This window comes from Pseudomonas salicis (genome assembly GCF_057128705.1).
Window position 1 is genome coordinate 460,910 of the sequence record NZ_JBSKHU010000005.1, and the last position, 26,340, is coordinate 487,249.

General features: G+C 62.0%; 8 protein-coding genes and 4 tRNA genes. 8 read left to right on the forward strand and 4 right to left on the reverse strand.

The window, feature by feature from the left end; translation table 11 throughout:
* Nucleotides 1-164: 164 nt before the first annotated feature.
* The 7 genes from clpB (at nucleotide 165) to ACWKWE_RS20575 (ending at nucleotide 20,970) form a co-directional block, all read left to right on the forward strand.
* Nucleotides 165-2,729 carry an ATP-dependent chaperone ClpB gene (gene clpB, locus ACWKWE_RS20545; RefSeq protein WP_166597122.1) on the forward strand — a complete coding sequence of 855 codons (2,565 nt, stop codon included), beginning with the start codon at nucleotides 165-167 and terminating at the stop codon, nucleotides 2,727-2,729.
* Nucleotides 2,730-3,068: 339 nt separating this feature from the next.
* Nucleotides 3,069-3,144, forward strand: a tRNA-Asn gene (locus tag ACWKWE_RS20550).
* A 20-nt stretch (nucleotides 3,145-3,164) separates the two neighbouring features.
* Nucleotides 3,165-3,241: transfer RNA gene (locus ACWKWE_RS20555), tRNA-Pro, on the forward strand.
* A gap of 6 nt (nucleotides 3,242-3,247) precedes the next feature.
* A tRNA-Lys gene (locus tag ACWKWE_RS20560) sits at nucleotides 3,248-3,323 on the forward strand.
* A gap of 95 nt (nucleotides 3,324-3,418) precedes the next feature.
* Nucleotides 3,419-3,495 (forward strand) — tRNA-Pro (locus ACWKWE_RS20565).
* A gap of 388 nt (nucleotides 3,496-3,883) precedes the next feature.
* Entirely contained in the window at nucleotides 3,884-4,099 is a 216-nt protein-coding gene (locus tag ACWKWE_RS20570) for a hypothetical protein (protein ID WP_166597121.1), read from the forward strand.
* 515 nt (nucleotides 4,100-4,614) lie between these two features.
* A complete protein-coding gene (locus tag ACWKWE_RS20575; RefSeq protein ID WP_483851531.1) occupies nucleotides 4,615-20,970 on the forward strand; it encodes an autotransporter-associated beta strand repeat-containing protein in 16,356 nt (5,451 codons plus the stop codon).
* Nucleotides 20,971-21,033: 63 nt separating this feature from the next.
* Here ACWKWE_RS20575 and pstS read toward each other — a convergent pair whose 3' ends face one another.
* Nucleotides 21,034-22,053, reverse strand: a complete 1,020-nt coding sequence (gene pstS / locus ACWKWE_RS20580) for a phosphate ABC transporter substrate-binding protein PstS (protein ID WP_483851532.1) — start codon at nucleotides 22,051-22,053, stop codon at nucleotides 21,034-21,036.
* Between the two features lie 170 nt (nucleotides 22,054-22,223).
* On the opposite strand from pstS, the gene ACWKWE_RS20585 reads away from it, so the two are divergent.
* Nucleotides 22,224-23,624, forward strand: coding sequence for a diguanylate cyclase domain-containing protein (locus ACWKWE_RS20585; RefSeq protein WP_483851533.1), 1,401 nt, complete (start codon nucleotides 22,224-22,226; stop codon nucleotides 23,622-23,624).
* Nucleotides 23,625-23,929: 305 nt separating this feature from the next.
* On the opposite strand, the gene ACWKWE_RS20590 is transcribed toward ACWKWE_RS20585, so the two are convergent.
* The 3 genes from ACWKWE_RS20590 to ACWKWE_RS20600 form a co-directional block, all read right to left on the reverse strand.
* Nucleotides 23,930-25,228 (reverse strand): NAD(P)/FAD-dependent oxidoreductase, encoded by a 1,299-nt coding sequence (locus tag ACWKWE_RS20590; protein WP_483851534.1) that lies wholly within the window; start codon nucleotides 25,226-25,228, stop codon nucleotides 23,930-23,932.
* A gap of 63 nt (nucleotides 25,229-25,291) precedes the next feature.
* Nucleotides 25,292-25,465 carry a DUF3094 family protein gene (locus ACWKWE_RS20595; RefSeq protein ID WP_483851535.1) on the reverse strand — a complete coding sequence of 58 codons (174 nt, stop codon included), beginning with the start codon at nucleotides 25,463-25,465 and terminating at the stop codon, nucleotides 25,292-25,294.
* A 131-nt stretch (nucleotides 25,466-25,596) separates the two neighbouring features.
* Nucleotides 25,597-26,226 carry a DUF1780 domain-containing protein gene (locus tag ACWKWE_RS20600; RefSeq protein WP_081566644.1) on the reverse strand — a complete coding sequence of 210 codons (630 nt, stop codon included), beginning with the start codon at nucleotides 26,224-26,226 and terminating at the stop codon, nucleotides 25,597-25,599.
* Nucleotides 26,227-26,340 lie beyond the last annotated feature (114 nt).

Genomic DNA, 26,340 nt, shown 5'->3' on the forward strand with positions numbered 1-26,340 from the left:
TCTTCGATTTCCTCTCCTAAACCCTTCTCGCCAGCTAATGTTGTTCTGTGTCAAGCGCCCGCCGCTTGAATCCTGTTAAATCGGCCACATCTAAGGGCTATCTGGCAGGTTTTCTTTATTAAGGTGTGTTCATTGCTCCGGCCTGCCCATTAGGAAGGTGACCAATGCGTATTGACCGTTTAACCAGCAAACTTCAGCTCGCTTTATCCGATTCCCAATCGTTGGCGGTGGGCATGGACCATCCCGCCATCGAGCCCGCGCACTTGATGCAGGCGTTGCTCGAACAGCAGGGTGGTTCGATCAAACCCCTGCTGCTGCAAGTCGGCTTCGACATCAACAGCCTGCGCAAGGCGTTGAGCAAAGAACTCGACCAACTGCCGAAAATTCAAAACCCGACGGGCGACGTGAACATGTCGCAGGACTTGGCGCGTCTGCTCAATCAAGCGGACCGTCTGGCCCAACAGAAAGGTGATCAGTTCATTTCCAGCGAACTGGTACTGCTCGCCGCAATGGACGAAAACAGCAAGCTCGGCAAGTTGCTGCTTGGCCAGGGCGTGAGCAAAAAAGCGTTGGAAAACGCCATCAGCAACCTGCGCGGCGGTGATGCGGTCAACGACCCGAATGCCGAAGAGTCGCGTCAGGCGCTGGATAAATTTACCGTCGATCTGACCAAGCGCGCCGAAGAAGGCAAGCTCGATCCTGTCATTGGCCGTGACGACGAAATTCGTCGGACGATTCAGGTCCTGCAACGCCGCACCAAGAACAACCCGGTGCTGATCGGCGAGCCAGGCGTGGGTAAAACCGCGATTGCCGAAGGTCTCGCTCAACGCATCATCAACGGCGAGGTGCCGGATGGCCTGCGTGGCAAGCGTTTGCTGTCGCTCGACATGGGCGCGCTGATTGCCGGTGCCAAATTTCGCGGCGAGTTCGAAGAGCGCCTGAAAGCCGTACTGAACGAGCTGTCCAAGCAGGAAGGCCAGATCATTCTGTTCATCGACGAGCTGCACACCATGGTCGGTGCGGGCAAGGCCGAGGGCTCGATGGACGCCGGCAATATGCTCAAGCCAGCGTTGGCGCGAGGCGAGTTGCACTGCGTGGGCGCGACGACCCTCAATGAATACCGCCAATATATTGAGAAGGATGCGGCCCTCGAACGGCGCTTCCAGAAAGTGTTGGTGGATGAGCCGAGCGAAGAAGACACCATCGCGATCCTGCGCGGCCTGAAAGAGCGCTACGAGGTTCACCATAAAGTGGCGATCACCGACGGCGCGATCATCGCGGCGGCCAAGCTCAGTCACCGTTACATCACGGATCGTCAGTTGCCCGACAAAGCCATTGACCTGATCGACGAAGCCGCCAGCCGCATTCGCATGGAAATCGACTCCAAGCCCGAAGTGCTGGATCGCCTGGAGCGCCGCCTGATTCAGCTGAAGGTTGAGTCTCAGGCACTGAAGAAGGAAGACGATGACGCCGCGATCAAGCGTCTGGAAAAACTTCAGGAAGAGATCGTCCGACTGGAGCGCGAGTACGCTGATCTCGAAGAAATCTGGACCTCCGAAAAAGCCGAGGTCACCGGTTCTGCGCAGATTCAGCAGAAGATCGAGCAGTCGCGTCAGGAACTGGAAGCCGCGCGTCGTCGGGGCGATCTCAACCGTATGGCTGAATTGCAATACGGCGTGATTCCCGATCTGGAACGCAGCCTGCAAATGGTCGATCAGCACGGCAAGCCGGAAAACCAGCTCCTGCGCAGCAAAGTAACCGAGGAAGAAATCGCCGAGGTCGTGTCGAAGTGGACCGGGATTCCCGTGTCGAAAATGCTCGAAGGCGAGCGCGACAAGCTGCTGAAAATGGAAAGCCTGCTGCACCAGCGCGTGATCGGGCAGAACGAAGCGGTGGTGGCCGTGGCCAATGCCGTGCGGCGGTCGCGCGCTGGGTTGTCTGACCCGAATCGCCCAAGCGGCTCGTTCATGTTCCTCGGCCCGACCGGCGTGGGTAAGACCGAACTGTGCAAGGCGTTGGCCGAGTTCCTGTTCGACACCGAAGAGGCAATGGTCCGCATCGATATGTCCGAGTTCATGGAGAAACATTCCGTGGCTCGCCTCATTGGTGCGCCACCGGGCTACGTCGGCTATGAAGAGGGCGGCTACCTGACCGAGGCTGTGCGTCGCAAGCCGTATTCGGTGATCCTGCTGGACGAAGTCGAGAAGGCCCATCCGGATGTTTTCAACATCCTGCTGCAGGTGCTGGAAGACGGACGCCTGACCGACAGCCACGGTCGCACTGTCGATTTCCGCAACACGGTGATCGTCATGACCTCCAACCTGGGGTCGGCGCGCATTCAGGAGTTGGTGGGTGACCGCGAGGCGCAACGTGCGGCGGTGATGGACGCCATCAGCACGCACTTCCGTCCGGAGTTCATCAACCGGGTCGACGAGGTGGTGATTTTCGAGCCGTTGGGTCATGACCAGATTGCCGGTATCACCGACATTCAGCTTGGCCGCCTGCGTCAGCGTCTGGCAGAGCGCGACCTGAGCCTGGAGTTGACGCCGGAAGCCCTGGAGAAACTGATCGCGGTCGGTTACGACCCGGTGTATGGCGCACGGCCACTGAAGCGTGCGATTCAGCGCTGGATCGAAAACCCGCTGGCTCAGTTGATCCTGTCCGGAGGTTTCATGCCAGGCACCAGCATCAAGGGCACGGTGGAGAACGACGAAATCGCATTCGTCTGATCGCCTGCTTCTATATAGAAGGGGATGGGAGGGCGCGCCAAGAGGTGCGCCCTTTTTCATGCGCGCCCGGAAACAGGCTCGATCCCGCGATTTTCGGCCCTCGAAGGCCTTCTCGAAAAAAAGTCGCAAATCATTGTCTTAAAAGCAATTTAGAGGGTTGACACCTGTTTCTGGGAATGTAGAATAGCGCGCCTCAGAGACGTGAACGCAGCGATGCAGACAGGTCGAAGAGGCTGAAAATGCAGTAGATTCAGGGTTGTAGATGCGAGATTCGTTTCGCAAAGAAGTACTGAATTTGTTGTGTCGAAGCGCGTCAAACGCTGCATCTGAAATTGAAATTCCGTGATAGCTCAGTCGGTAGAGCAAATGACTGTTAATCATTGGGTCCCAGGTTCGAGTCCTGGTCACGGAGCCAATTTCCAGAGGTAGTACCGTCGGGGTATAGCGCAGTCCGGTAGCGCGCCTGCTTTGGGAGCAGGATGTCAGGAGTTCGAATCCCCTTACCCCGACCATTTTTTGGGTCGTTAGCTCAGTTGGTAGAGCAGTTGGCTTTTAACCAATTGGTCGTAGGTTCGAATCCCACACGACCCACCATTTTTGGCCTGGCTTCATCGGGTTGAATCTTAGGGAGTGACGTCAGTTACGTCACCCGCTTCAGGAACACCTTACGGGGTGTTTCTCTGTTTCATCGGGGTATAGCGCAGTCCGGTAGCGCGCCTGCTTTGGGAGCAGGATGTCAGGAGTTCGAATCCCCTTACCCCGACCATTTTCGCCCCAGCAGTACCCGGGCAGAAAATACAGGCTCTGGCGTCATTCGCGTCTAGCCAACAAAAAAGCGTCCTTCGGGGCGCTTTTTTCGTTTCTGGCATTCCTGTTTCCCTCTCCATTCTTGATGACGAAGCATCATCTGATGATGGCGGCTGAATGGCCGATTTGAGCGCTTGTACGTTTACGCTATATGAAAATATATACAGCGATCGGTATCATGGGCGCTCGTGTGACGTTGGGTGATCAAGGCCCTCGCTCATGTTGAAAAGTGCGACGTGGATCGTCTGCGCCCTGCACACACCTCATAGAGAGACTGAGCCATGAGGCCGAACCCTAACGAGCGCATTTACCCCTACACCGCCTGGGTGCTAACCCGGAGCTTTGCTGTGCTTGAAGTCGAGCTCGCGGGTCCGACGGCTGACGGGCAGTACGAGCGAACGATCAAGGGCAAGTGGTACGCCCCAGACACACTTTTTGAGTCTCACGAGGCTGCGGTGGAAGCGGGACGTGCTCGTATTGACACGGCCCGCGCAGAAATTGCTCGCCGGGCTGCAGTGCTGGAAGAAAAGAGCGCGCTGCTCGATAAGATGTCCGGTCGCTGATCGTTGTCTGCCGCAGGCCTGGCGCAATGCCAGGCCAGGTTCGACATAAAGTCGATCGCTCTTGCAGCCCATTATATAGGTTCAGATTGATTACGCCCCGGGCGATGAGTGGCAATAAGCTGCTCTTGAATCTGTATGAGAGGGCGTAGCATACAAGGTGGCTTAATGTTTTTTAAATACCTAAGCCAAAATGCGTCTCTGCTTATCTATCTGATTTATTGAGGAATTTATATAGTTTTTATTCATGTTTGTAATGCGCGTGAAACACTGCACACGAAAGTATTAATGCTATTTAAATACTGTCCCGCTTTGACATGAACTTGCTGGTCAACTAAATCTAACTGCGGACGCGGTGAGGATTCGCTTTTGTTGTTATGGGAAAGGCAGTTCCCATATAAAAGGATGTTGACGTGAATAATCGGTATGTTTCTGCAGTAGGGAATCGGTCCGGCCTTTGGGTTATTGGGGGATTAAGCGCGGCAGGGCTGGCGCTGGGGCTTATTTCAAGTCCGGTCATGGCGGCATGCACTCCGGTGTTTCCTTCAGCAGGTGCAACGATCACCTGCACCGGCGCTAACGGTGGCTACTCCTCCTCTCTGAACAACATCACCTTCGTGATCAATGCCGGGGGCTCGGTCAACAGTCCGCTGCTGGGCATTGGCACGGCGCTCCAACTCTCCGGCAACAATGTCACCTTCAATAACGCTGGCACAGTCGACCCATCATTGCTTGGCCTGCTGTCGGTGCTGAGTTCAGGGGTGAAAGTCGGCAACTCGGGCACCAACGCCATCAATATCTCCAACGCCACCGGCGGGGTATTGAGGGGCACGACCGGTTTGCTGGGCCTCAGTTTGCTCTCCCTCGATGGCATGGCGCTGAACGTGCAGAACGGCGCGGGCACGACCACCATCAACAACGCGGGCACCATCAGCTCAAGTGGGTTATTGGGCGTGACGTTACTGGGCGGTGACGCGCCGGTCGTGGCGGCCTGGGGTGGTGCGCAGATCAGTATGACCAACGCTGCCACGGGGAAAATCATCGGCCGAGTCGCCTTCGAAAAACCGACGACGGGCGGCAATACGTTCTACAACGCGGGCGAAATCGTCGGCAGCGTATCAATGGGGCAAAACAGCACCAACCTATTCACGGCCGTCACGGGGTCCAGCGTCAGCTCAGGTGGCGGTGTCGGGCTGAATCTGGCGGGCCTGGTGGGCGTGAACCTGGGGTTCGCGGCGACCGGCATCATCGACGGCGGCGCCGGGGGCAACAACACGCTGGTGTTGAATAACCCGACGAATACTGGCAGCAGCGGCACAGGCACGATCAGCAGCGCGAATTACATCAACTTCAACAGATTGACCCTCAACAGCGGCACATGGACCTTGCAAGGGCCGGTGGTCAGCAACACTTCCATTCTCAACGGCGGCCTCGCTCAGTTCGACAACGCGGCGGCATTCGGCAGCGGGCTGCTGACGTCCAATGGCGGGTCGATACTGGCGCTAAACAACGGTTTGACGCTGGGCAATCAAGTCACCCTCGGAACGGGCGGTCTGACCGTGCAGGGTGCCAACAATCTCACGCTGGGCGGCGTGGTTGGCGGGACCGGTCCTTTGACCAAATCCGGCACCGGGACGTTGAGCCTGAGCGGCACCAACACTTACACCGGCGGGACGTCGTTGGGCGGCGGTGGATTGTCGCTTGGCAATGGCGCCGCGTTGGGCACCGGCCTGTTGACGGTAACGGGCGCCAGCAGCCTCGACAGCAGCACGGCACTGACCGTCGGCAACAACATCAGTCTTGGGGCCAACTTGTCCGTTGCAGGCACCAATGCGCTGGCGCTGGGCGGCATCCTCTCGGGCACGGGCCAACTCACCAAGAACGGCGCCGCGAACCTCACGCTCAGCGGCGCCAATACGTGGCAGGGCGGCACGCAGCTCAACGGCGGAAGCCTGAAGCTCGGCAACGCCACGGCCTTGGGAACGGGCGCATTGACGGTCAGCGGCGCAGCGACCCTGGATAACGCGGCTGCCTACTCCTTGAACAACGCCGTGCATCTGGGCGCGGACCTGAGCATCGCGGGCCTTCAAGCGCTGACCTTGGGCGGTGTGATCGACGGCACCAGTGCACTGATCAAAAACGGCGCGGCCAACCTGACCCTCAGTGGCAACAATGCGGGCTTCACCGGGCCGCTGAGTATTCTCGCCGGGACCGTCACCACCGCCAGTACAGGCGCCTTGGGCAACAGCGCTGGGGCGAACATCGCGACGGGCGCGGCGCTCAACCTCGGCAACAACGCCAGCCTCGGTTCGCTGACCGGTACCGGTGGCGTGAACATTGGCACAGGCAATACGTTGACACTCGGCGGAACCAGCGCGAGCAGTACGTTCGGCGGTGTCATCAGCGGCGCGGGTGGGCTGACCAAATCCGGCTCCGGCGTTTTGGGCCTGACCGGTGCAAACACCCTCACCGGCACCACGCTGGTGAGCGGCGGCACCCTGAACGTGGGCGGCAGTCTGGCCAGCGACAACGTCATCGTAAACAGTGGCGCGACCCTCGCCGGTACAGGTTTGTTGACCGGGGCGGTGAACATCGCCAATGGTGCGCACCTCGCCGCGACCTCGGGCGGCACCTTGAACGTGGGTTCGCTGGTGCTGGGCAGTTCGGCGAATCTGGATGCCGGATTAGGCGCGCCTTCCAGCACCGGGCTGATCAAGGTCAACGGCAGCCTGACCCTCGACGGCAACCTCAACGTGACCGATGTCGGCGGGTTTGGCACCGGGGTGTATCGGCTGATCGACTACACAGGCTCGTTGAGCGATCTGGGGCTGAACATCAATTCCATCCCGGCCAACGTCAATCTGGCAGACCTGACGGTACAGACCGGGGCGAACGGACAGGTCAACCTGGTCGTCGCGGGTTCGAACAGTAGCGTCCGATTCTGGGACGGCGCGCAAATCACCGCCAACGGCATCGTCGATGGCGGCGCCGGAACATGGGCGGCGGGCACTACCAACTGGACGAGCGTCAACGGTACTCAGAACCAGGCGTGGGCGAGCGATTTCGGTGTGTTTCAGGGCACGGCGGGCGCGGTCTCGGTGGTGGGGAATCAGAGCTTCAACGGTCTGCAATTCGTCACCGATGGCTACAGCCTCAATGCGGGCACGGGTGGGCGGCTCACGGCGGTCAACGGCAGCACCGGCAATACCTCGATTCGGGTCGATCCGAACGTCACGGCCACAGTGGGCGTCGGCATCGTGGGGTCGGGCACGCTGAACAAACAGGACGCCGGGACACTGGTGCTCAATGGCGCCAATACCTACACCGGTGGCACGCTGCTCAACGGCGGCAAACTGGTGGTCGGCAACACGACGGCGCTCGGTACAGGACAACTGACAGCCGCCACGGGAACGACGCTGGACAGCAACACCGCGATCAGCCTCGGCAACGCGATCAATCTGGCCGGTAATCTGGCAGTCGGCGGCACCAACAATCTCAACTTGAGCGGCGTCATCAGCGGCGCCGGTGGCCTGATCAAAAACGGCCTGGCCAACCTGACGCTGGCAGGCAACAACACCTTCAGCGGCTTGCTCGACGTGCAGGCCGGGAGCGTGACGACCCAAAGCGCGAACGCCCTGGCGAATGTGTCAGGCGCGAACGTCGCCTCCGGCGCTCAATTGAATCTGGGCAATAGCACCAGCCTCAACGGCATCAGCGGCGCGGGTTCGGTGCAAATGGGCGCGGGCAACGCGTTAACCATCGGCGCCACCAATCTGGACAGCGTTTTCAGCGGCGTACTCACGGGCGCGGGCACGTTGATCAAGGCAGGCACCGGCACGCTGGCACTTTCCGGCAGCAACACGATGAGCGGGGCCGTGCAGGTTAACGCCGGGACCTTGAACGTCAACGGCTCGTTGGGGAACAGCACCGTCGCGGTGGCCAACGGCGCGACGCTGGGTGGCACGGGTTCATTGTCAGGGGCGGTCAACGTTGCCGACGGCGGGCATTTGAAAGGCTCGACCGGCAGCGCGTTGTCCCTTGGCTCTCTGGTGCTGAGCAACAACGCCAACCTCGACGTTGGTCTCGCTGCACCCGTCAACGGCGGCGGCACCCGGCTGTTCAATGTCGGCGGCAATCTGACCCTGGACGGCAAACTCAACGTCACGGACATCGGCGGTTTTGGCGTCGGCGTGTATCGGTTGATCGATTACAACGGCAGCCTGACCAGCCTCGGCCTGGACATCGGCAGCTTGCCGGTCGGCGTCAATCTGGGCGATCTGGCGGTGCAGACGGGCGTCAATGGCCAGATCAATCTGGTGGTCTCGACAGGCACCACGCCCGGCACGATCCGGTTTTGGGACGGCAGCAACACCACTGGCAACGGTTCGGTGGACGGCGGCAGCGGCACGTGGAGCAGTGCGGGCAATAACTGGACCTCCGCCAATGGTGCACTCAACCAGCTATGGGCCAGCGACTTCGCGGTGTTTCAAGGCACGGCGGGCACGGTCACGGTCGCAGGCCCCCAGACCTTCAACGGCCTGCAATTTTTAACCGACGGCTACGTCCTGAACGCTGGCGCCCTCGGCGAACTGGCGGCGGTGAACGGCAGCAGCGGCTACACCGCCGTGCGCGTCGATCCCAACGTGACAGCGACCCTCAATGTCGGCATCACCGGCGCCGCCACGCTCAATAAACTCGACAGCGGCACCTTGGTGCTCAACGGCCTCAGCACCTACGCGGGCGGCACACAACTCACAGGCGGCACGTTGGTGGTCGGCAACGACGGCGCACTCGGCGTCGGCGCGCTGACGGCCGAGGCGGGCACGAACCTCAACAGCGTCAACGCCGTCACCCTGAACAACGTCGTCAACCTGAATGGCAATCTGGGCATCGGCACGCCCTCCAGCCTGACGCTCAATGGCCTGATCGGCGGCGCAGGCGGCCTGACCAAAAATGACACCGGCGTGCTGACCCTCAACGGCCTGAACACCTTCAGCGGCGGCACCACCCTGAACAGCGGCACGCTGGTGGTGGGCAACGGCGTGGCGCTGGGAACGGGTGCGCTGTCGGTGGTCGGCAACGCGACACTGGACAACAGCGCAGCGCTGGCCCTCGGCAACGCCATGAACCTCGGCGCCAACCTGACCGTGGCTGGCAGCAACGACCTGACCCTCGGCGGCGCCCTCAATGGCACCGGCAGCCTGATCAAAAACGGCGGCAGCCTGTTGCGTTTGACGGGCACCAATGGCCTGACCGGCAACACGCAAGTCAACGCAGGTACGCTCAACGTGACCGGCTCGCTGGCCAGCGCCAATGTCGGTGTCGCCAGTGGCGCGACCCTGACCGGCAATGGCGCGTTGCTGGGTGCCGTGAACATTGCGGACGGCGGCCATTTGAGCGCCAGCAGCGGCAACACTTTGTCGGTCGGTTCGTTGCTCTTGAACGGCAATTCCAATCTGGATGTGGGCCTCGGCGCGCCTTCCACCGGCGGCACCCGGCTGATCAACGTCAACGGCAACCTGACCCTCGACGGCAAGCTCAACGTCACCGACGTTGGCGGCTTCGGCGTCGGCGTCTATCGGCTGATCGACTACAGCGGCAGCCTCACCGACCTGGGGATCGACATCAGCAGCATCCCGGCGAACGTGAACCTGGCAGACCTCGCCGTGCAGACCGGTGTCAACGGCCAGGTGAATCTGGTAGTGAACGGTGACACCGGCACCATTCGCTTCTGGGACGGCAGCCAGACCGTGGCCAACGCGGCGGTGGATGGTGGTAGCGGCGTCTGGGGTTCGGGCACCAACTGGACCTCGGCCAACGGCTTGCTCAATCAAACCTGGTCGAGCGACTTCGGTGTATTTCAGGGCACAGCGGGCACCGTCACCGTTGAGGGCAATCAGAGCTTCACCGGCCTGCAATTCGTCACCGATGGGTACAACCTGGTTTCTGGCACCAATGGCCAGTTGACCGCGCTCAACGGCGCGAACGGCAACACAGCGATCCGGGTCGATCCCAACGTCACGGCGACCCTCGGTGTCGGTATCGGTGGCGCAGGCACGCTGAACAAACTCGACAGCGGCACGCTGGTCCTCAACGGCGCCAACGGCTACAGCGGTGGCACGCAACTGAATGGCGGCACGCTTGTCGTCGGCAGCAACACCGCGCTTGGGGTCAGCCGACTGACCGCTGCGGACGGCACCACGCTGGACAGCAACACCTCGGTGGCGCTGGGCAACGCGATCACGCTGTCAGGCAACCTCACCGTCGCCGGCAGCCAGGCGCTGGCCTTGAACGGCGACATCAGCGGCGCGGGCGGCCTGATCAAAAACGGCTTGTCCAACCTGAGCCTGGGCGGCAATAACAGCTACCTAGGGCCCATCGCGCTGAATGCCGGTGGCCTGATTCTCGCCTCAAACACGGCACTGGGCAGCGGTGCCCTGAACGTGTCCGGCAACGCAACGCTGGACACGGCCAACCCGACCACGGCGATCACCGCGAATAATGCGATCACGCTGGCAGGCAATCTCGGCATTGGCGGCACCTCGGACCTCACCCTCAACGGCGTGGTCAGCGGCTCCGGCAGTCTGACGAAGAATGGCGCGGCGCAGTTGATCCTCGACCGTAGCAACACGTACAGCGGCGGCACGAACCTGAATGCCGGGGGCCTGCTCCTTGGCAATGGGGCCGCCCTAGGCACCGATGCGTTGACCGTCGGCGGGACATCCACGCTCGATACCCTCGCCGCGGTGACGGTGAACAACGCCATCAACCTGAACAGCAACCTCAGCCTGGTCGGCAGCAATGACCTGAATCTGGCAGGTGTCGTCAGTGGCGCGGGCGGGCTGATCAAGTCCGGCAACAACACGCTGACCCTCAGCGGCACCAACACCTTCAGCGGCCCGCTGGACATTCATTCGGGCACGCTCAGCACCACCAACGCGGCCAGTCTGGGCAACACCTCCAGCGCCAACGTCGCGTCCGGCGCGTTGTTGGACCTCGGCAGCAGCCTCAGCCTCAACAGCCTGTCGGGCGCAGGTGGCGTGCAGCTGGGCAGCGGCAACACCCTGAGCCTCGGCGGGAACAACGCTACCTCGACGTTCGATGGCGTGATCAACGGCGGCGGCAACCTGATCAAAGCGGGCAGCGGCAGCCTCAACCTGACCGGCGTGAACGGCCTCAGCGGCGATGCGCAAGTCAACGGCGGCACGCTGAACGTGGGAGGCTCGCTGGCCAGTGCCAACGTGGCCGTCGGCAGCGGCGCGACACTCACCGGCGTGGGCTCGCTGGCGGGCGCGGTGTCGGTGGCCAACGGCGGGCATCTTGCGGGGTCGACGGGCAACACCTTGTCGATGGGCGCACTGACCCTCGCCAGCGGTTCGCAAATGGACGTCGCACTGGGCGCACCGACTGCAACCGGCGGCCCGGGCCTGTTCCGCGTCGGCGGCAATCTGGTGCTGGACGGCGACCTCAACGTCACCGACGCAGGCGGGTTCGGCGTCGGCGTGTACCGGTTGATCGACTACACCGGCAGTCTCAGCGATCTGGGGCTGAACATCGCGACCCTCCCTGCAGGCGTCAACCTCGCGGACCTGTCGGTGCAGACCGGCGTGAACGGGCAGGTCAACCTCGTGCTGTCCTCGCAGTCCAGCAACCTGCTGTTCTGGGATGGCAGCAACACGGTTGCCAACAACGCCGTGGATGGCGGCAATGGCACCTGGAGCGCGACGAATACCAACTGGACCTCGGCCAACGGCACGGTCAATCAGGCGTGGGGCAATGACTTCGCGGTGTTCCAGGGCGCGGCGGGTACGGTCACGGTAGACGGCAACCAAAATTTCGGCGGTTTGCAGTTCTCGTCGAACTACAGCCTGATTAACGGCACGAACGGGCAACTGACCACCGCCGATACCGGAAACGGCTACGCGGCGGTGCGGGTCGATCCCAACGTTACCGCCACTTTGGGCGTGAACCTCGCAGGCACCGTCGCGCTGAACAAACTCGACAGCGGCACACTGGTCCTCAGCGGCAACAACAGCCACAGCGGTGGCACATTACTCAACGGCGGCACGTTGGTCGTTGGCAGCGACAGCGCCCTCGGCAGCGGCGGACTAACGGCGGTCACTGGCACCACGCTGGACAGCAACGCGCCTGTCACGCTCGGCAATGCGGTGAACCTGAACGGCGACCTGGCCATTGGTGGCAGCAACGGGTTGACCCTCAACGGCATCGTCAGCGGCGCCGGAGGCCTGATCAAAAACGGCCTGGCAAACCTGACCCTCGGCGGCAACAACAGCTACCTCGGGCCGACCGCGCTGAATGCCGGTGGGCTGATTCTGGCGTCCAACACGGCCCTGAGCAGCGGACCATTGAACGCAGCGGCGAACACCACGCTGGATGCGAGCACCAACGTCATTGCAGCCAACGACGTGACGTTGGCCGGTAGCCTCAACATTGGCGGCACGGCAGATCTGGCGCTCGGCGGCATCGTCAGTGGCGCGGGCGGTCTGACCAAAAACGGCGCCGCGCAACTGACGCTGAACGGCGTCAACACTTACACGGGTGGCACCACTCTCAACAGCGGAGCGCTGAACCTGGGCAATGGGGCCGCATTGGGCACGGGGGCGCTGAACGTCGCGGGTGCTTCGACCCTCGACAACAGCAGCGCCATGAGCGTCGGCAACGGGATCAATCTCGGCGCCGATCTGACGGTCCTCGGCAGCCATAACCTGACCCTGACCGGGCCGATCAACAACGGCCTCAATAGCATCGGCAACCTGATCAAAGACGGCACCAGCACACTGGCTCTGGCGGGGGCTAATGGCTTCACCGGCAACACCCAAGTCACCGGCGGAACACTGGACGTCACCGGCTCGCTGGACAGCAGCAACGTGGCCGTCGGCAGCGGCGCGACGCTCACTGGCACTGGCTCGCTGCTGGGCGGGGTGAACGTTGCCAGCGGCGGTCACCTGAACGCGCAGAGCAACCAGACGCTGAATGTCGGGTCATTGAACCTTAACTCGGGGTCGAATCTGGACGTCGGCCTGGCCGCGCCTTCCACGGGTGGCACACGGCTGATCAACGTCAACGGCGACCTGAGCCTGAACGGCAATCTGAACGTTGTCGACATCGGCGGGTTTGGGCTGGGTGTTTATCGCCTGATCGATTACAGCGGTGTCTTCAGCGGCGCGGGCCTGAACATTGGCAGCATCCCCGGCAACGTCAATGCGTCCGACTTGCTGGTGCAGACCGGCGTCAATGGCCAGGTCAATCTGGTCGTCTCCGGCGCTGGCGGCAACCTGCAGTTCTGGGATGGCAGCCAATTGACCGGCAATGGAGCCGTCGACGGCGGCGCAGGCACGTGGGATGCCACGAACACCAACTGGACCAACGCCAATGGCAACGTGAACACCGGCTGGGGCGGCGGTTTCGCGGTGTTCCAGGGCAGCGCAGGCACCGTCACGGTGAACGGCACGCAGAACGTGACCGGGCTGCAATTTCTCACCAACGGCTACGCGCTGGTCTCGGGCACCAACGGCCAGCTCAATGCGGGCAGCGGCACATTCGCTGTTCGAGTCGATCCGAACGTGACCGCGACCCTGGGACTCGGCATCGACGGCGCAGCGACCTTGAACAAACTGGATGCGGGCACGCTGGTGCTCAACGGCGCCAACACCTACAGCGGCGGCACCTCGCTTGACGGCGGCACGCTGGTGGTGGGCAACAACGGGGCATTAGGCACCGGCACGCTCACGGCAGCTGACGGCACCACACTGGGCAATAACGGCAACGTAACGCTGGGCAACGACGTCGAATCGAACGGCGCGCTGAGCGTGGACGCGACTAACACCTTTGTCCTCAACGGCGATATCAGCGGCACGGGCAGCCTGATCAAAAACGGCGCCGGGTCGCTCTTGCTCAATGGCAATAACGCCTATCAGGGCGGCACCACCCTCAACGTCGGGACCTTGGTGGCCGGTAGTGACAGTGCGCTGGGCATCGGCGCGCTGACGGTGGCGGGCGCTTCGACCCTCAGCAACATCGGCGGTGTGAACCTCGCCAACGACGTCTCGCTGCTGGCGGACTTGATGATCGCGGGCAGCGGCAACCTGACCTTGAGCGGGACCGTCGACGGCGCTGGCACACTCATCAAGAACGGCACTTCTGATCTGAGCCTCGGAGGCAACAACACCTGGACTGGCGGCACCGACCTGAACGCGGGCCGCTTGATCGTGAACAACGCTCAGGCCCTGGGCACTGGCGCGCTCACTGTCGGCGGCGTGTCGACCCTCATCAACAACGCAAGTGCGCCTGCCACTGCTTTGGCCAATAACGTCAACCTGGGCGCCAATCTCACGGTGGACGGGGTCAACGACCTGGCATTGTCCGGGGTGATTTCCGGCGTGGGCGGGTTGATCAAAGAAAGCCTCAACGACCTGACCCTGAGCGGCACCAACACTTTCACCGGTCCGCTGAGTGTCGTCGCGGGCAATGTCTTCACGGTGGGCAACAGCGCACTCGGCAACGCGTCCGGCGTGAATGTGGCGGCGGGCGCGGGCCTGAATCTCGGGGGCGATGCCAGCGTCGGTGGGCTTGCCGGTGCGGGCGATGTCACCATTGGCAACGGCGCGACGTTGACGGTGGGCAACCACAACCTCGCCAGCGTGTTCGATGGTAGCCTGAACGGTGCAGGTCAGTTCACCAAATCCGGTCTCGACACCCTGACACTGACCGGCATCAACAGCCTGACCGGCGACACCCTCGTCAACGGCGGCACGCTCAACGTCAGCGGTTCGCTGGCCAGTGGCAGCGTGCAAGTCAGCAACGGCGCGGCGCTGGCGGGCACTGGCTCGTTGGGCGGTGCGGTCAACATCGGCAGTGGCGGGCATCTCGAAGCAGCGCAGGGCGGCACCTTGTCAGTCGGTTCGCTGATCATGGCCGCGAACTCGAATTTTGATGTCGGGCTCGGCGCGCCATCCCCCACCGGGTTGGTGAGCGTCGGCGGCAACCTTACGCTGGACGGCAACCTCAACGTGACGGACGTCGGCGGCTTCGGCGTGGGTGTGTACCGTTTGATCGACTACACCGGCAGCCTGACAGACCTCGGTCTGGACATCGCCCGTATTCCCGCGGGCGTGAGCCTGGCCGATCTGCAAGTGCAAACCTCGGTCGGTAATCAGGTGAACCTGGTGTACGGCAACGCCACCGCCAACATCAATTTCTGGGACGGCGTGCAGACCGCTCCCAACAACAGTGTCGATGGCGGGGCGGGCATCTGGGGCGCCGGAAACACCAACTGGACCACCGCTGATGGCAGCCAAAATGGCCCGTGGGCCGGTGAGTTCGCCGTGTTCCAGGGCACCGCAGGCGATGTCACCGTGCAGGGCAATCAGACCTTCAACGGCATGCAGTTTTCCACGGACGGTTATCACCTGCTCGGCGGACAGGGCAACAGCTTGACGGCGGTCGCTGCACTGAATGGCAACACGTCCATTCGCGTCGATCCGGGCGTGACCGCGATCATCGACACCCTGATCGACGGCACCAGTCCCATCGCCAAACTCGACACCGGCACCCTCGTTCTCAACGGCGCCAACACCTACAGCGGTGGCACCTCGCTGCAGGGCGGCACGTTGGTCGTGGGCAACGACAGCGCACTGGGCAGTGGCGTGTTGATTGCCGCCAACGGCACCACGCTGGACAACAACACCGCTGCGGCGCTCGGCAACGGGATCACGCTCAACGGCGGCCTGAACCTCGGCGGCAGCGACGACCTGACCCTCAATGGCGCAATTTCCGGCACGGGCGGCTTGATCAAAAACGGCCCTGCCGCGTTGACCCTTAACGGCGACAATCTGTACCAGGGCGCAACCACGCTAAAAGCAGGTTCGTTGATCGTCGGCAGCGACTCCGCATTGGGCAGCGGCCCATTGAATACCGCTGACGGCACGACGCTGGACAGCTCGACGGCAGTCATTCTGGCCAACGACGTGAACCTGGGCGGCGGGTTGACCGTCGCGGGCACCTCTGACCTGACGCTGTCAGGTGTCGTGGGCGGCAACGGCCGGCTGATCAAGAACGGCGTTTCCCGACTCGTCCTCAATCGTCTCAACACGTACACCGGTGGCACCCGGCTGAACGGTGGCACGCTCGTATTGGGCAACGCAGGCGCATTGGGAAGCGGGGCGCTCACCGTGGGCGCGGCCTCCACGCTGGACAACACGACACCGCTGAGCCTCGCCAATGACGTCGCCCTGGCCGACAACCTGACCGTCGGCGGGAGCCAGAACCTGACCCTCGCCGGTGTGATCAGCGGCGCCGGTTCGTTGATCAAGACCGGTCTCGCCGACCTGACCCTCAGCGGCAACAACACCTTCACCGGCCTCATCAATATCCTGTCGGGCAGCCTGACCACCGTGGGTGCTGGCGCGCTCGGCAATAACGCGGGAATCAATCTGGCGAGCGGCGCGGCGCTGAACCTGAGTGGCTCCGCCAACCTCGGCGGGCTGAGCGGCGATGGCAGCGTCGATGTGGCCAGCGGCAACACGCTGACCGTCGGCGGTGGCAACGCCAGCAGTGTGTTCGACGGCGTGCTGAGTGGCCCGGGCACCTTCGTCAAGGACGGCGCTGGCACCCTCAGCCTGACCGGCGCCAACACCCACAGCGGCGATGCCGTGATCAAAGGTGGCACCCTCAACATTCGTAATCTGCTGGCCAGCCGCACCGTCGCGGTGAAGAACGGCGGCACGCTGAGCGGTACCGGGTCCGTCCTCGGCGACGTCACCGTCGAAGACGGCGGGCACTTGGCGGCGAGTACCCCCGATACGCTCACGCTGGGTTCGCTGGCCTTGGCGCCGAACGCGCTTTTCGATGTGAGCCTCGGCGCACCGGTCGCCGGTGGCGGCAATGCACTGGTCAACATCAATGGCAACCTGACGCTGGACGGCACCCTGAACGTGACGGACATCGGCGGGTTTGGCAGCGGTGTCTACCGTCTGATGCGCTACAACGGCGCGCTGACCAACTACGGTCTGGCGATCGGTACGCTGCCCAGCGGTGTGAGCCAGAACGACCTGCAAGTGCAAACGGCCGTGGCCAATCAAGTCAATCTGCTGGTAGCGACGTCCGGCACCACGGTGCAATTCTGGGATGGCGGCCAGACCACGCCCAATGGCACGGTGGATGGTGGCAGCGGCGTTTGGAATGCCGGGTCGAGCAACTGGACGTCCGTGGACGGTCTGGATAACAACACCTGGAAAAACAGCTTTGCGGTGTTCATGGGCGCACCCGGCACCGTGACCGTCGAAGGCAGCCAATCCATCACCGGTTTGCAGTTCGTGACCGACGGCTACGTCCTCGATCAAGGGGCGGGAGGCGAGTTGAACGCCGTGAATGGCAGCACTGGCACGACAGCGGTGCGTGTCGATCCGAACGTCACGGCGACCCTCAACACCGTGATCAATGGCAACGGCACGCTGAACAAGCTCGACAGCGGCACGTTGGTGTTGAACGGCGCCAATGGCTACACCGGTGGCACTTCTCTCGACGGTGGCGCGTTGGTTGTAGGCAATGACACTGCGTTGGGTTCCGGCGTACTGACGGCGGCGGACGGCACTGCGTTGGGCAACAACGCTGCAGTCACGCTGGGCAACGGCATCGTGCTCAAGGGTGCGCTGGCGGTGGGAGGGCTCAGCCCGTTCACCCTCGCGGGCAACATCAGTGGCGCGGGTAGCCTCATCAAAAATGATGCAAATACCCTGACGCTGACGGGCACCAACAGCTGGCAAGGCGGCACGCAACTGAACGCCGGGGCGCTGCTATTGGGCAACGACGGCGCTTTGGGTTCGGGCGCTCTGAATGTCGCCGGTGCCGGGACACTGGACAGCAGCGGGGCATTGAATCTGGCCAACGGGATTCAATTGGGCGAATCGCTGACACTTGCAGGCAACCAGGCGACCACACTGAACGGGGTGATCAGCGGCACCGGCAGCCTCATCAAAAATGGCACGGGTGCGTTGCTGCTGAGCGGCGCCAACACTTACAGCGGCGGTACAACGCTCAACGGCGGCAGCACCACCGGCGACACCACCAGCCTGCAGGGTTCGATCCTCAATAACGCCGCGCTGACCTTCGCTCAAAACGCCAATGGCACCTACGCGGGCAGCCTGTCCGGCAACGGCTCGCTGATCAAAAGCGGCACCGGCGAACTCCTGCTGACCGGCAACAGCGGCTTCACCGGCACCACCGACGTGCAAGCCGGTGCGCTGCGGGTCGACGGCAGCCTGAACAGCGCCAGTGTCAACGTCGCCAGCGGCGCGACCCTGGGCGGCGGCGGGCAAATCAACGGCGCCGTTCAGGTCAATTCGGGCGCGACACTGACGGCAGGCAGCAGCGCGACGCCGTTGTACCTCGGCTCCCTCGCATTGGCGTCCGGCAGCACGCTGGACTTTGCCTTGGGTCTGCCCGGCAGCTCGACCACTGCTGTCAATGTGGGCGGTGATCTGACCCTCGGCGGCACCCTGAACATCAGCAACGCGGGCGGATTCGGCACCGGGGTCTATCGGCTGTTTCGCTACGGCGGCAACCTGACCAACAACGGCCTGAATTACGGCACGTTGCCAATGGGCACGGCTGCCGGGGACCTTAGCCTGCAAACGTCAATGGCCAACCAGGTGAACCTGCTGGTGGCCAGCGACGCCAGTGAGCTTCAGTTCTGGAACGGCACCAAAACCAGCGCGGACGGTGCCATTGGCGGCGGCGACGGCGTGTGGGGTGCCGACACCAACTGGACCGATGCCACGGGTACGCTGAGTCTGCCCACCAATGCGCGCTTCGCCGTGTTTGGCGGTTGGGGCGGCGTGGTGACCGTCGAGGGCAATCAGAACTTCACCGGCCTGCAGTTTCTGGAGGATGGCTACACCCTCACCTCAGGAAGCGGCGGCACGCTTACACCGACCAATGGGACCGATGGCAGCCCGGCACCGGTGCGCGTGGATTCGGGCGTAACCACGCAGATTGCCGCGTCGCTGGTGGGCGCTGCCGGTATCGAAAAACTCGACGCCGGTACGTTGTGGCTGACGGGGCCCAACACGTATAGCGGCGGGACCACGGTCAGCGGCGGGATGCTGGCGGGTAACACCAGCAGCTTGCAGGGCACCATCCGCAACAACGCGCGGCTGCTGTTCGCTCAGGTGGCGAATGGCCGATTCAATGGCACCCTCAGCGGCACCGGCGAGTTGATCAAGCAGGGCGCGGGCACCTTATTGCTGACCGGCGCGCAGCCATTCAGCGGCTCGGTTGCCGTGAACGAAGGCACGTTGCAAGTGGGCGCCTCTGACAGCCCTGCGACACTCGGCGGGCAGGTGGCCGTTGCCGATGGCGCGGCGTTAGTGGGCAATGGCAGCGTCGCGGGCCTGAGCAACAACGGTCTCGTGCAATCGGGTGGCGAGACCGGCAATCTCGGTGTGACCGGCAACTTCACCAATGGTCCGACCGGCCGCCTGCGTCTGTTGGTCAACGCTGCGTCGTTCAGTCCGTTGGCGGTCGGCGGCGTTACAACGTTGGGCGGTACGTTGCAGGTTGTGCCGCTGGCACCGTTCACCGGCAACACCCGCTACACGCTGCTGACCTCCGCAGGTGGTATCAACGGCACCTTCAACACACTGGACCTGCCGAATTACGCGTTCCTCGACACCTCCGTCAGCTACGCGCCAAACGCCGTGAATCTGGACGTCACCCGCAATCAGACCCCTTTCACAGACGTGGCCGATACCCCTAACCAACAAGGTGTCGCTGGTGCGGTGGGCGGCCCTCGGGGTAACAGCTTGCAGAACGAAATCCTCAACATGAGCAGCAGCGGTGCCCGGGCGGCCTTCGACAATTTGTCCGGCGAGATTTTTGCCAGCACCACCAGCGCGATGATCGAGGACTCACACTACGTTCGCGACGCCCTCACGGAGCGTATGCGCCAACCCGGCTGCTATCGCGAGGACGATCCGCGTAACGCGCTGGTGACCAGCGAAAATCGCCTGAGCAGCGCGGGGTGTCAAAACGAAATGGTCGGCTGGATGCGCGTGTTGGGATCGTGGGGCGAGGCGAAGGGTGACAGCAACACGGCCAAACTCGATCACAACGTGTCAGGCTTCATGCTCGGCACCGACAAACAGATCGATGATCAATGGCGCGTCGGGGCGGCCGCCGGTTACACCCGCAGCGACCTGAATGCCCATGATCGCCACTCCACCGCGAGCGTCGACAGCTACCACCTCGCCGCCTACATGAACTACCAGCTCGACGCACTGGCTGCGCGCTTCGGCGCGGTTTACAGCTGGCATGACATCGAGAGCAAACGCGACGTCAGCGTGGGCAATTACAGCGATCGCCTGAAAGCGAAATACGATGCGCGTACGGCTCAGGTGTTTGGTGAGGTCGGCTATACGATTCAAGCGGGCGGTGTCTCGTTCGAGCCGTTCGCGGGCCTGGCCCATGTCGATTACGACAGCGACAGGGCGAAAGAGAAGGGCGGCATGGCGCGGCTGAGCGCTGACTCCGATCAGAACATGACCTTCTCCACCGTCGGCGTGCGTGCGGGCAAACGCATTCAGTTGGGCAAGGATTCGGAAATCACCCCTCGTGGCAGCATCGGCTGGCGACATGCGTACGGCGATACCAAACCCGACGCCGACCTGACTTTTATCAACGGCGGCGCCTCCTTCAGCACCCAAGGCGTGCCGATTGCGCGGGATGCAGCGGTGGTCGAAGCCGGGCTGGACTTCCAGGTAGGCGAAGACAGCAAATTGGGGATTGGCTATTCAGGGCAGCTTTCGAAAGAAAACAAAGACCACGCCATGACCATCAGCTTCAGCATGGGGTTTTGAATCCGGGGGTGGCCCCGTCAAACGCTCTCCAACGGGTCCACCCCATTTATCGTGTCTCTGTTTTCACTGACCCCAAGACGCTTCGATCTGCGCTTTCAGATCGTTAGGGATCGGGGCGAAGTCCAGCTTGCGCGCCTGTTCCTGGCCGTTCTCCAGCGTCCAGCGGAAGAACTCTTTTACGGTCGTCTGGCGATCGGCGTCTTTGGGGTGCTTGTACATCACGATGAATGTGGCGGCGGTGATGGGGTAGGCGTTGTCACCCGGCGCGTTGATCATCGACAGGTCGAAGTCCTTCGCATTCTTCCAGTCCGCAGTGTCGGCGGCTGCCTGGAACGACTCGGTGCTCGGCGCCACGAACTTTCCGGCGGCGTTCTGCAAGAGGCCGAAATTCATCCCTTGCTGCTTGATGTAGGCGTACTCGACATAGCCAATCGAGTTCGGCATTTTCTTCACGTACGACGCCACGCCTTCACTGCCTTTGCTGCCAATCCCGACCGGCCATTTGACGGACGTTCCCGCACCGATCTTGCCTTTCCATTCAGGGCTCACCGTGGACAGATAAGTCGCCCAATTGAACGTGGTCCCCGAATCGTCCGAGCGGTATACGACGTTGATCGCACTGTCCGGCAGCTTCAAATCCGCGTTCAGTGCCGCGAGGGCCGGGTCGTTCCACTTCTTGATCTTGCCCAGGTAAATGTCTGCCAGCACCGGGCCGCTCAGCTTCAGCGCGCCGGTCTTGATCGACGCCACGTTGATCACCGGCACCACGCCGCCAATCACCGACGGGAATTGTTGCAGACCCAATTTTTCCAGCTCGGCGGAATTGATCGGCATGTCGGTCGCGCCGAAATCCACGGCGCCTTCCTTGATCTGCGCGATGCCAGCGCCCGAGCCGACGCTTTGGTAGTTAACCTTTACACCAGTCTTCTGATCGTAATCGGTCGCCCATTTGAACAGGACCGGGTAGATGAACGTGGAACCGGCGCCAGTGACTTCCTGGACGGCGCCAGCAGTGCCTGGCATGGAGAGGGTCAGTGCAATGCCAAGACCTGCGGCCAGCATCATTCGGGAAAGTTGCAACATGGATGACTTCCTGTGATCGAGCGACATCGGGGTGTGATGTCTTAATGGGATCACAGTCATCCGCACATTTTTATGACAGGGCGTTACCGAAGACGGTGATGGCATTCGAGATGCGCATTTCCAAGACCCGGTATAGACTCCAGACAGTCTTTTCAGGGTCGGCCGGTCATATGAAAGCGCCAATTCCTCCATACGAAAAAGAGCGCCTTGAGGCGCTGCAGCAACTGGAAATACTCGACACCCCGGCCGAGGCCTCCCTCGACCGGATCACCCGACTGGTGGCGCGTGTTCTCGACGTGCCCATCGCGCTGGTGTCGTTGGTGGACGCAGACCGGCAGTGGTTCAAATCCCGAGCGGGCCTCGACGCCACGCAAACCCCCAGAGAAATGGCTTTTTGCGCCCACGCCATTCTGCAAACCACGCCCTTGGTGGTGCCGGACGCCGCCCAGGACGAGCGCTTCTGCGACAACCAGTTGGTCACCGGCGCCCCCCATATCCGTTTCTACGCAGGCGTGCCCATTCGCACCAGCAAGGGCTTCGCTGTCGGCACCCTCTGCGCGATCGACGAGCGCCCGCGGCAGCTCACTCAAGACGAGCTGGACACCCTGCGTGACCTTGCCGACATCGTCAGCCGTGAGGTGCAGTTGCGGGAAAACCTGATGATGGCGCGCTTGCAGAAAACCCGTTCGGACGCGCTGATGAAAGCCAGCGAAGCCGGGTATCGTTCGATGTTCGAACTGGCCTCGGTGGGCATCGCGCTGGTGGCGCCCGACGGCGGCTGGATCAGCGTCAACTCGGCGTTGTGCGACATCATCGGCTACACCCCGGATGAGCTGAAACGCCTGACGTTCCAGGACATTACCCACCCTGATGACTTGAACACCGACCTCGAATTGCTGACCCAATTGATCGACAACAAAATCGATCGCTATCAATTGGAGAAGCGCTATCTGCACAACGACGGCCACCCCGTCTGGATTAACTTAAGCGTCACTAAAAAGCTGTCCGAAAAAGGGCACCTGGAATATTTCATCTCGATCATCCAGAGCATTCAGGCGCGCAAGGAGCTGGAACAGGAGGCGCGCCACGATGCGCTCACCGGCCTGTTCAACCGTCGTGCGCTGGACGCCATTCTCCCCATCGCCCAGGCCCGCTCAGATCGTTCAGGCTTGCAGCTGGCGTTGATGTTCATCGACCTCGATGGCTTCAAAGGCGTCAACGACACCTACGGCCACGACGCGGGGGATGACCTGCTGCGCACCGTCTCGGCACGCCTGCAAAGCTGCGTGCGTCGCACTGACAGCTTGATCCGTCTGGCGGGTGACGAATTCATCGTGATTCTGGAAGGGATTGTCCCGGGCGTGGATGAAGCGAGGGAAGTGGCGAAAAAACTGATTGCCGCGATTGCCGAGCCGATTCTGCTGAAAGGGGGCGTGATCCGCACCAACGCCAGCGTGGGTTTCTCCATGTACGAACCCGGCTCTGGCAAAGCCCCTGACGAACTGATGCGCGAAGCGGACCGCTGGATGTACAAGGCCAAACATTCGGGGAAAGGTCGGGTGATGCCGTGAGTCGGTATCTGCTTGCCCAAGGTTTGGAACATTGGCACAACGCGATGTGCCTTTGATTCTGGCCGAGGGCCGTGGGAGCTGGCTTGCCTGCGATCTGTCGCGCAGCGGCAGCAAAACCTGCTGGCTCGATTTTCCTGAAACACCGCATCGACCGGATTGACGACTGCTTCGCAGCCGATCGCAGGCAAGCCAGCTCCCACGGCCTTCGGCCAGAATCAAAAGCTCTGATCGCGCCACCTTGGCAGCTTCTACGCCTTTGGCAGAAGCGGGTCCGCCGCATATGCGCGGCAGACACCAGACAAAAATCAATGCAACTTCATCCTCGGCTCGGTCCCGCGCCCGATCCGGCTGCCGAGCATCAGCATCAGCGTACGGAACATCCCGTACAGCGCCATTTGGTGCATCCGGTACAGCGACACATAAAACATCCGTGCCAGCCAGCCTTCCAGCATCACGCTACCGGTCAGGTTGCCCATGAGATTGCCCACCGCCGAAAACTTCGACAGCGAAATCAGCGAGCCGTAGTCCTTGTAGCGATACTCCGGAAGCTCACCGCCTTCGATGCGCAACTTCAGCGACTTCACCAGCAACGACGCCTGCTGATGCGCCGCTTGAGCCCGTGGCGGGACGTTGCGATCCGTGCCTTTCTGCGGACAGGCCGCGCAGTCACCGAACGCAAAGATGCTGTCATCGCGCGTGGTTTGCAGGGTCGGCCGCACTTGCAGCTGATTGATGCGATTGGTCTCAAGTCCGGCGATGCCTTCCAGAAATGCCGGAGCACGAATGCCCGCTGCCCAGACCTTCAACGTCGCCGGAATCACCTGACCCGTTGCTGTCACCAGACCCTCCGCCGTCACTTCGCTCACGGCCGAGTTGGTCAGCACCGTCACGCCCAGCTTTTCCAGCGTCTTGTGCACCGGGCCACCGATACGTTCCGGCAGCGCAGGCAGTACGCGAGGGCCGGCTTCGATCACCGTGATGCGCAGGTTTTCCGGCTTGATCTGACCCAAGCCATAAGCGGCCAATTCGTGAGCGGCGTTGTGGAGCTCAGCGGCCAGTTCAACCCCTGTCGCACCGGCGCCGACAATCGCTACGTTGATTTCTTCGGTGGCGGCCAGTTCGTTGGCGTGGGCGCGCAGATAGCGGTTCAACAGCTGCTGGTGGAAGCGTTCGGCTTGCTTACGGGTGTCGAGAAAAAGGCAATGTTCTGCCGCACCCTTGGTGCCGAAGTCATTCGTCGTGCTGCCGACAGAAATCACCAGTGAGTCGTAATCCAGGCTGCGCGCCGGGACCAGTTCGTTGCCGTTTTCGTCCTGTGTGGCCGCCAGATGAATCTGCTTGTTCTCGCGGTCCAGGCCCATCATCCGACCCAGTTGAAACTGGAAGTGGTTCCACTTAGCCTGCGCCACGTAGTTCAGCTCGTCCTCGTAAGAATTGAGCGAACCGGCCGCGACTTCGTGCAGCAGCGGTTTCCAGATGTGGGTCAGATTGGCGTCCACCAGCGTGACGCTGGCCGTGCCTTTCTTGCCGAGGGTTTTACCCAGACGGGTAGCCAGCTCCAGACCACCGGCGCCTCCGCCGACGATCACGATACGATGAGTCATGGGGATATCTCATAAGGCTTAAGGAATTCTCTTGTGGCTCTATCCGAGCGAGCGCCAGGCAGCTCATAGCGTCAGATAGCTCAGTAAACGGCTCAACAGGCCCAGCCCGATCACCACGACAAGCACCACCCCAAGGAGCAGCCAGGGCCGAAAAGGCCGGCGCTCGACTTGGTGCTGAGGCGCTTGAAGGTACTCTTCGACACGCTTCTGGTCGTCAGGGTTCAGGCGGCTGGTCATAAAGCCTCGTCAGAACGTTGACCGGCGTCATGCGACGACGGCCTGCCATGCGGTAACTTCGTCGAAGGCGCCTCGCAAGCCGACATCAACGAGCAATGGCTCTTTGTAACATTCGCGTGGGAATTGCGCTATTACAGGCTGATGCCCACGTCGAACACGACGCTGCGGCCCAGATTCGTGCGCAGGAAATCCGGTGCGTCAGGGTGCGCGAACAGCACCCGCGCGAACGTCGGACCCACCAGCGAGAGCGAGCGCCACCCTTGTCGCAGGTATTCGGTCGGGGGAGGGAAGTGGCTGTTGAGGTCGAGCACTTCGCGTTTTAGGCTGGCGAACGCGATGATGTCCAACTCACTCAGATCCAGCCCGCGTTCCTTGTAATTGTGGGCCTTCTTGCGCAAGGTCGGCGCCAGGCGTCGCAGCAGTTCCGACGCCGGAATGCGCTTGGGCTTCGCCTCGCGCCGCACCAGTTGGCTCAAGGAAAACGCACTGCGCCGCCGCTGCAATTCCTCGCGCCACTCATCATTGAGCCGCCGCCCCTCATCGAGTACGAAAAACACCTCAAAACACGCATCGCGAAACAGTACGTCCGGCGGTTCTTGCCCGGCGGGCAGGAAATCGTCGGTGCGGTGAGGAATGTTCAGACCTTGCAGCAAACGCTGGCACACCCAGCGCTCACGTTCCCATTTACGCGCATTGGACAGGAACGCATTGGCCTGCTCGGCCTGGATCGTCAGTAGACGGAGGTAATCAGAGTCGTCCATGGGGGAGAGCTTAGCGCTCTGGTGTGAAGATGAAACGTCCTGTGGAACATAAAGTTGAGGGCGCTGGCTCTGGTTTTTGATTCTGGCCGAAGGCCGTAGGAGCAAGCTTGCTCG

Excerpts from the sequence above, each read along its gene's own strand:
- ACWKWE_RS20590 (WP_483851534.1), bottom strand. The coding sequence starts at position 25,228 with ATGACTCATCGTATCGTGATCGTCGGCGGAGGCGCCGGTGGTCTGGAG.
- clpB (WP_166597122.1), top strand. The coding sequence starts at position 165 with ATGCGTATTGACCGTTTAACCAGCAAACTTCAGCTCGCTTTATCCGAT.
- ACWKWE_RS20585 (WP_483851533.1), top strand. The coding sequence starts at position 22,224 with ATGAAAGCGCCAATTCCTCCATACGAAAAAGAGCGCCTTGAGGCGCTG.
- ACWKWE_RS20575 (WP_483851531.1), top strand. The coding sequence starts at position 4,615 with ATGGCGGCATGCACTCCGGTGTTTCCTTCAGCAGGTGCAACGATCACC.
- ACWKWE_RS20595 (WP_483851535.1), bottom strand. The coding sequence starts at position 25,465 with ATGACCAGCCGCCTGAACCCTGACGACCAGAAGCGTGTCGAAGAGTAC.
- pstS (WP_483851532.1), bottom strand. The coding sequence starts at position 22,053 with ATGTTGCAACTTTCCCGAATGATGCTGGCCGCAGGTCTTGGCATTGCA.
- ACWKWE_RS20600 (WP_081566644.1), bottom strand. The coding sequence starts at position 26,226 with ATGGACGACTCTGATTACCTCCGTCTACTGACGATCCAGGCCGAGCAG.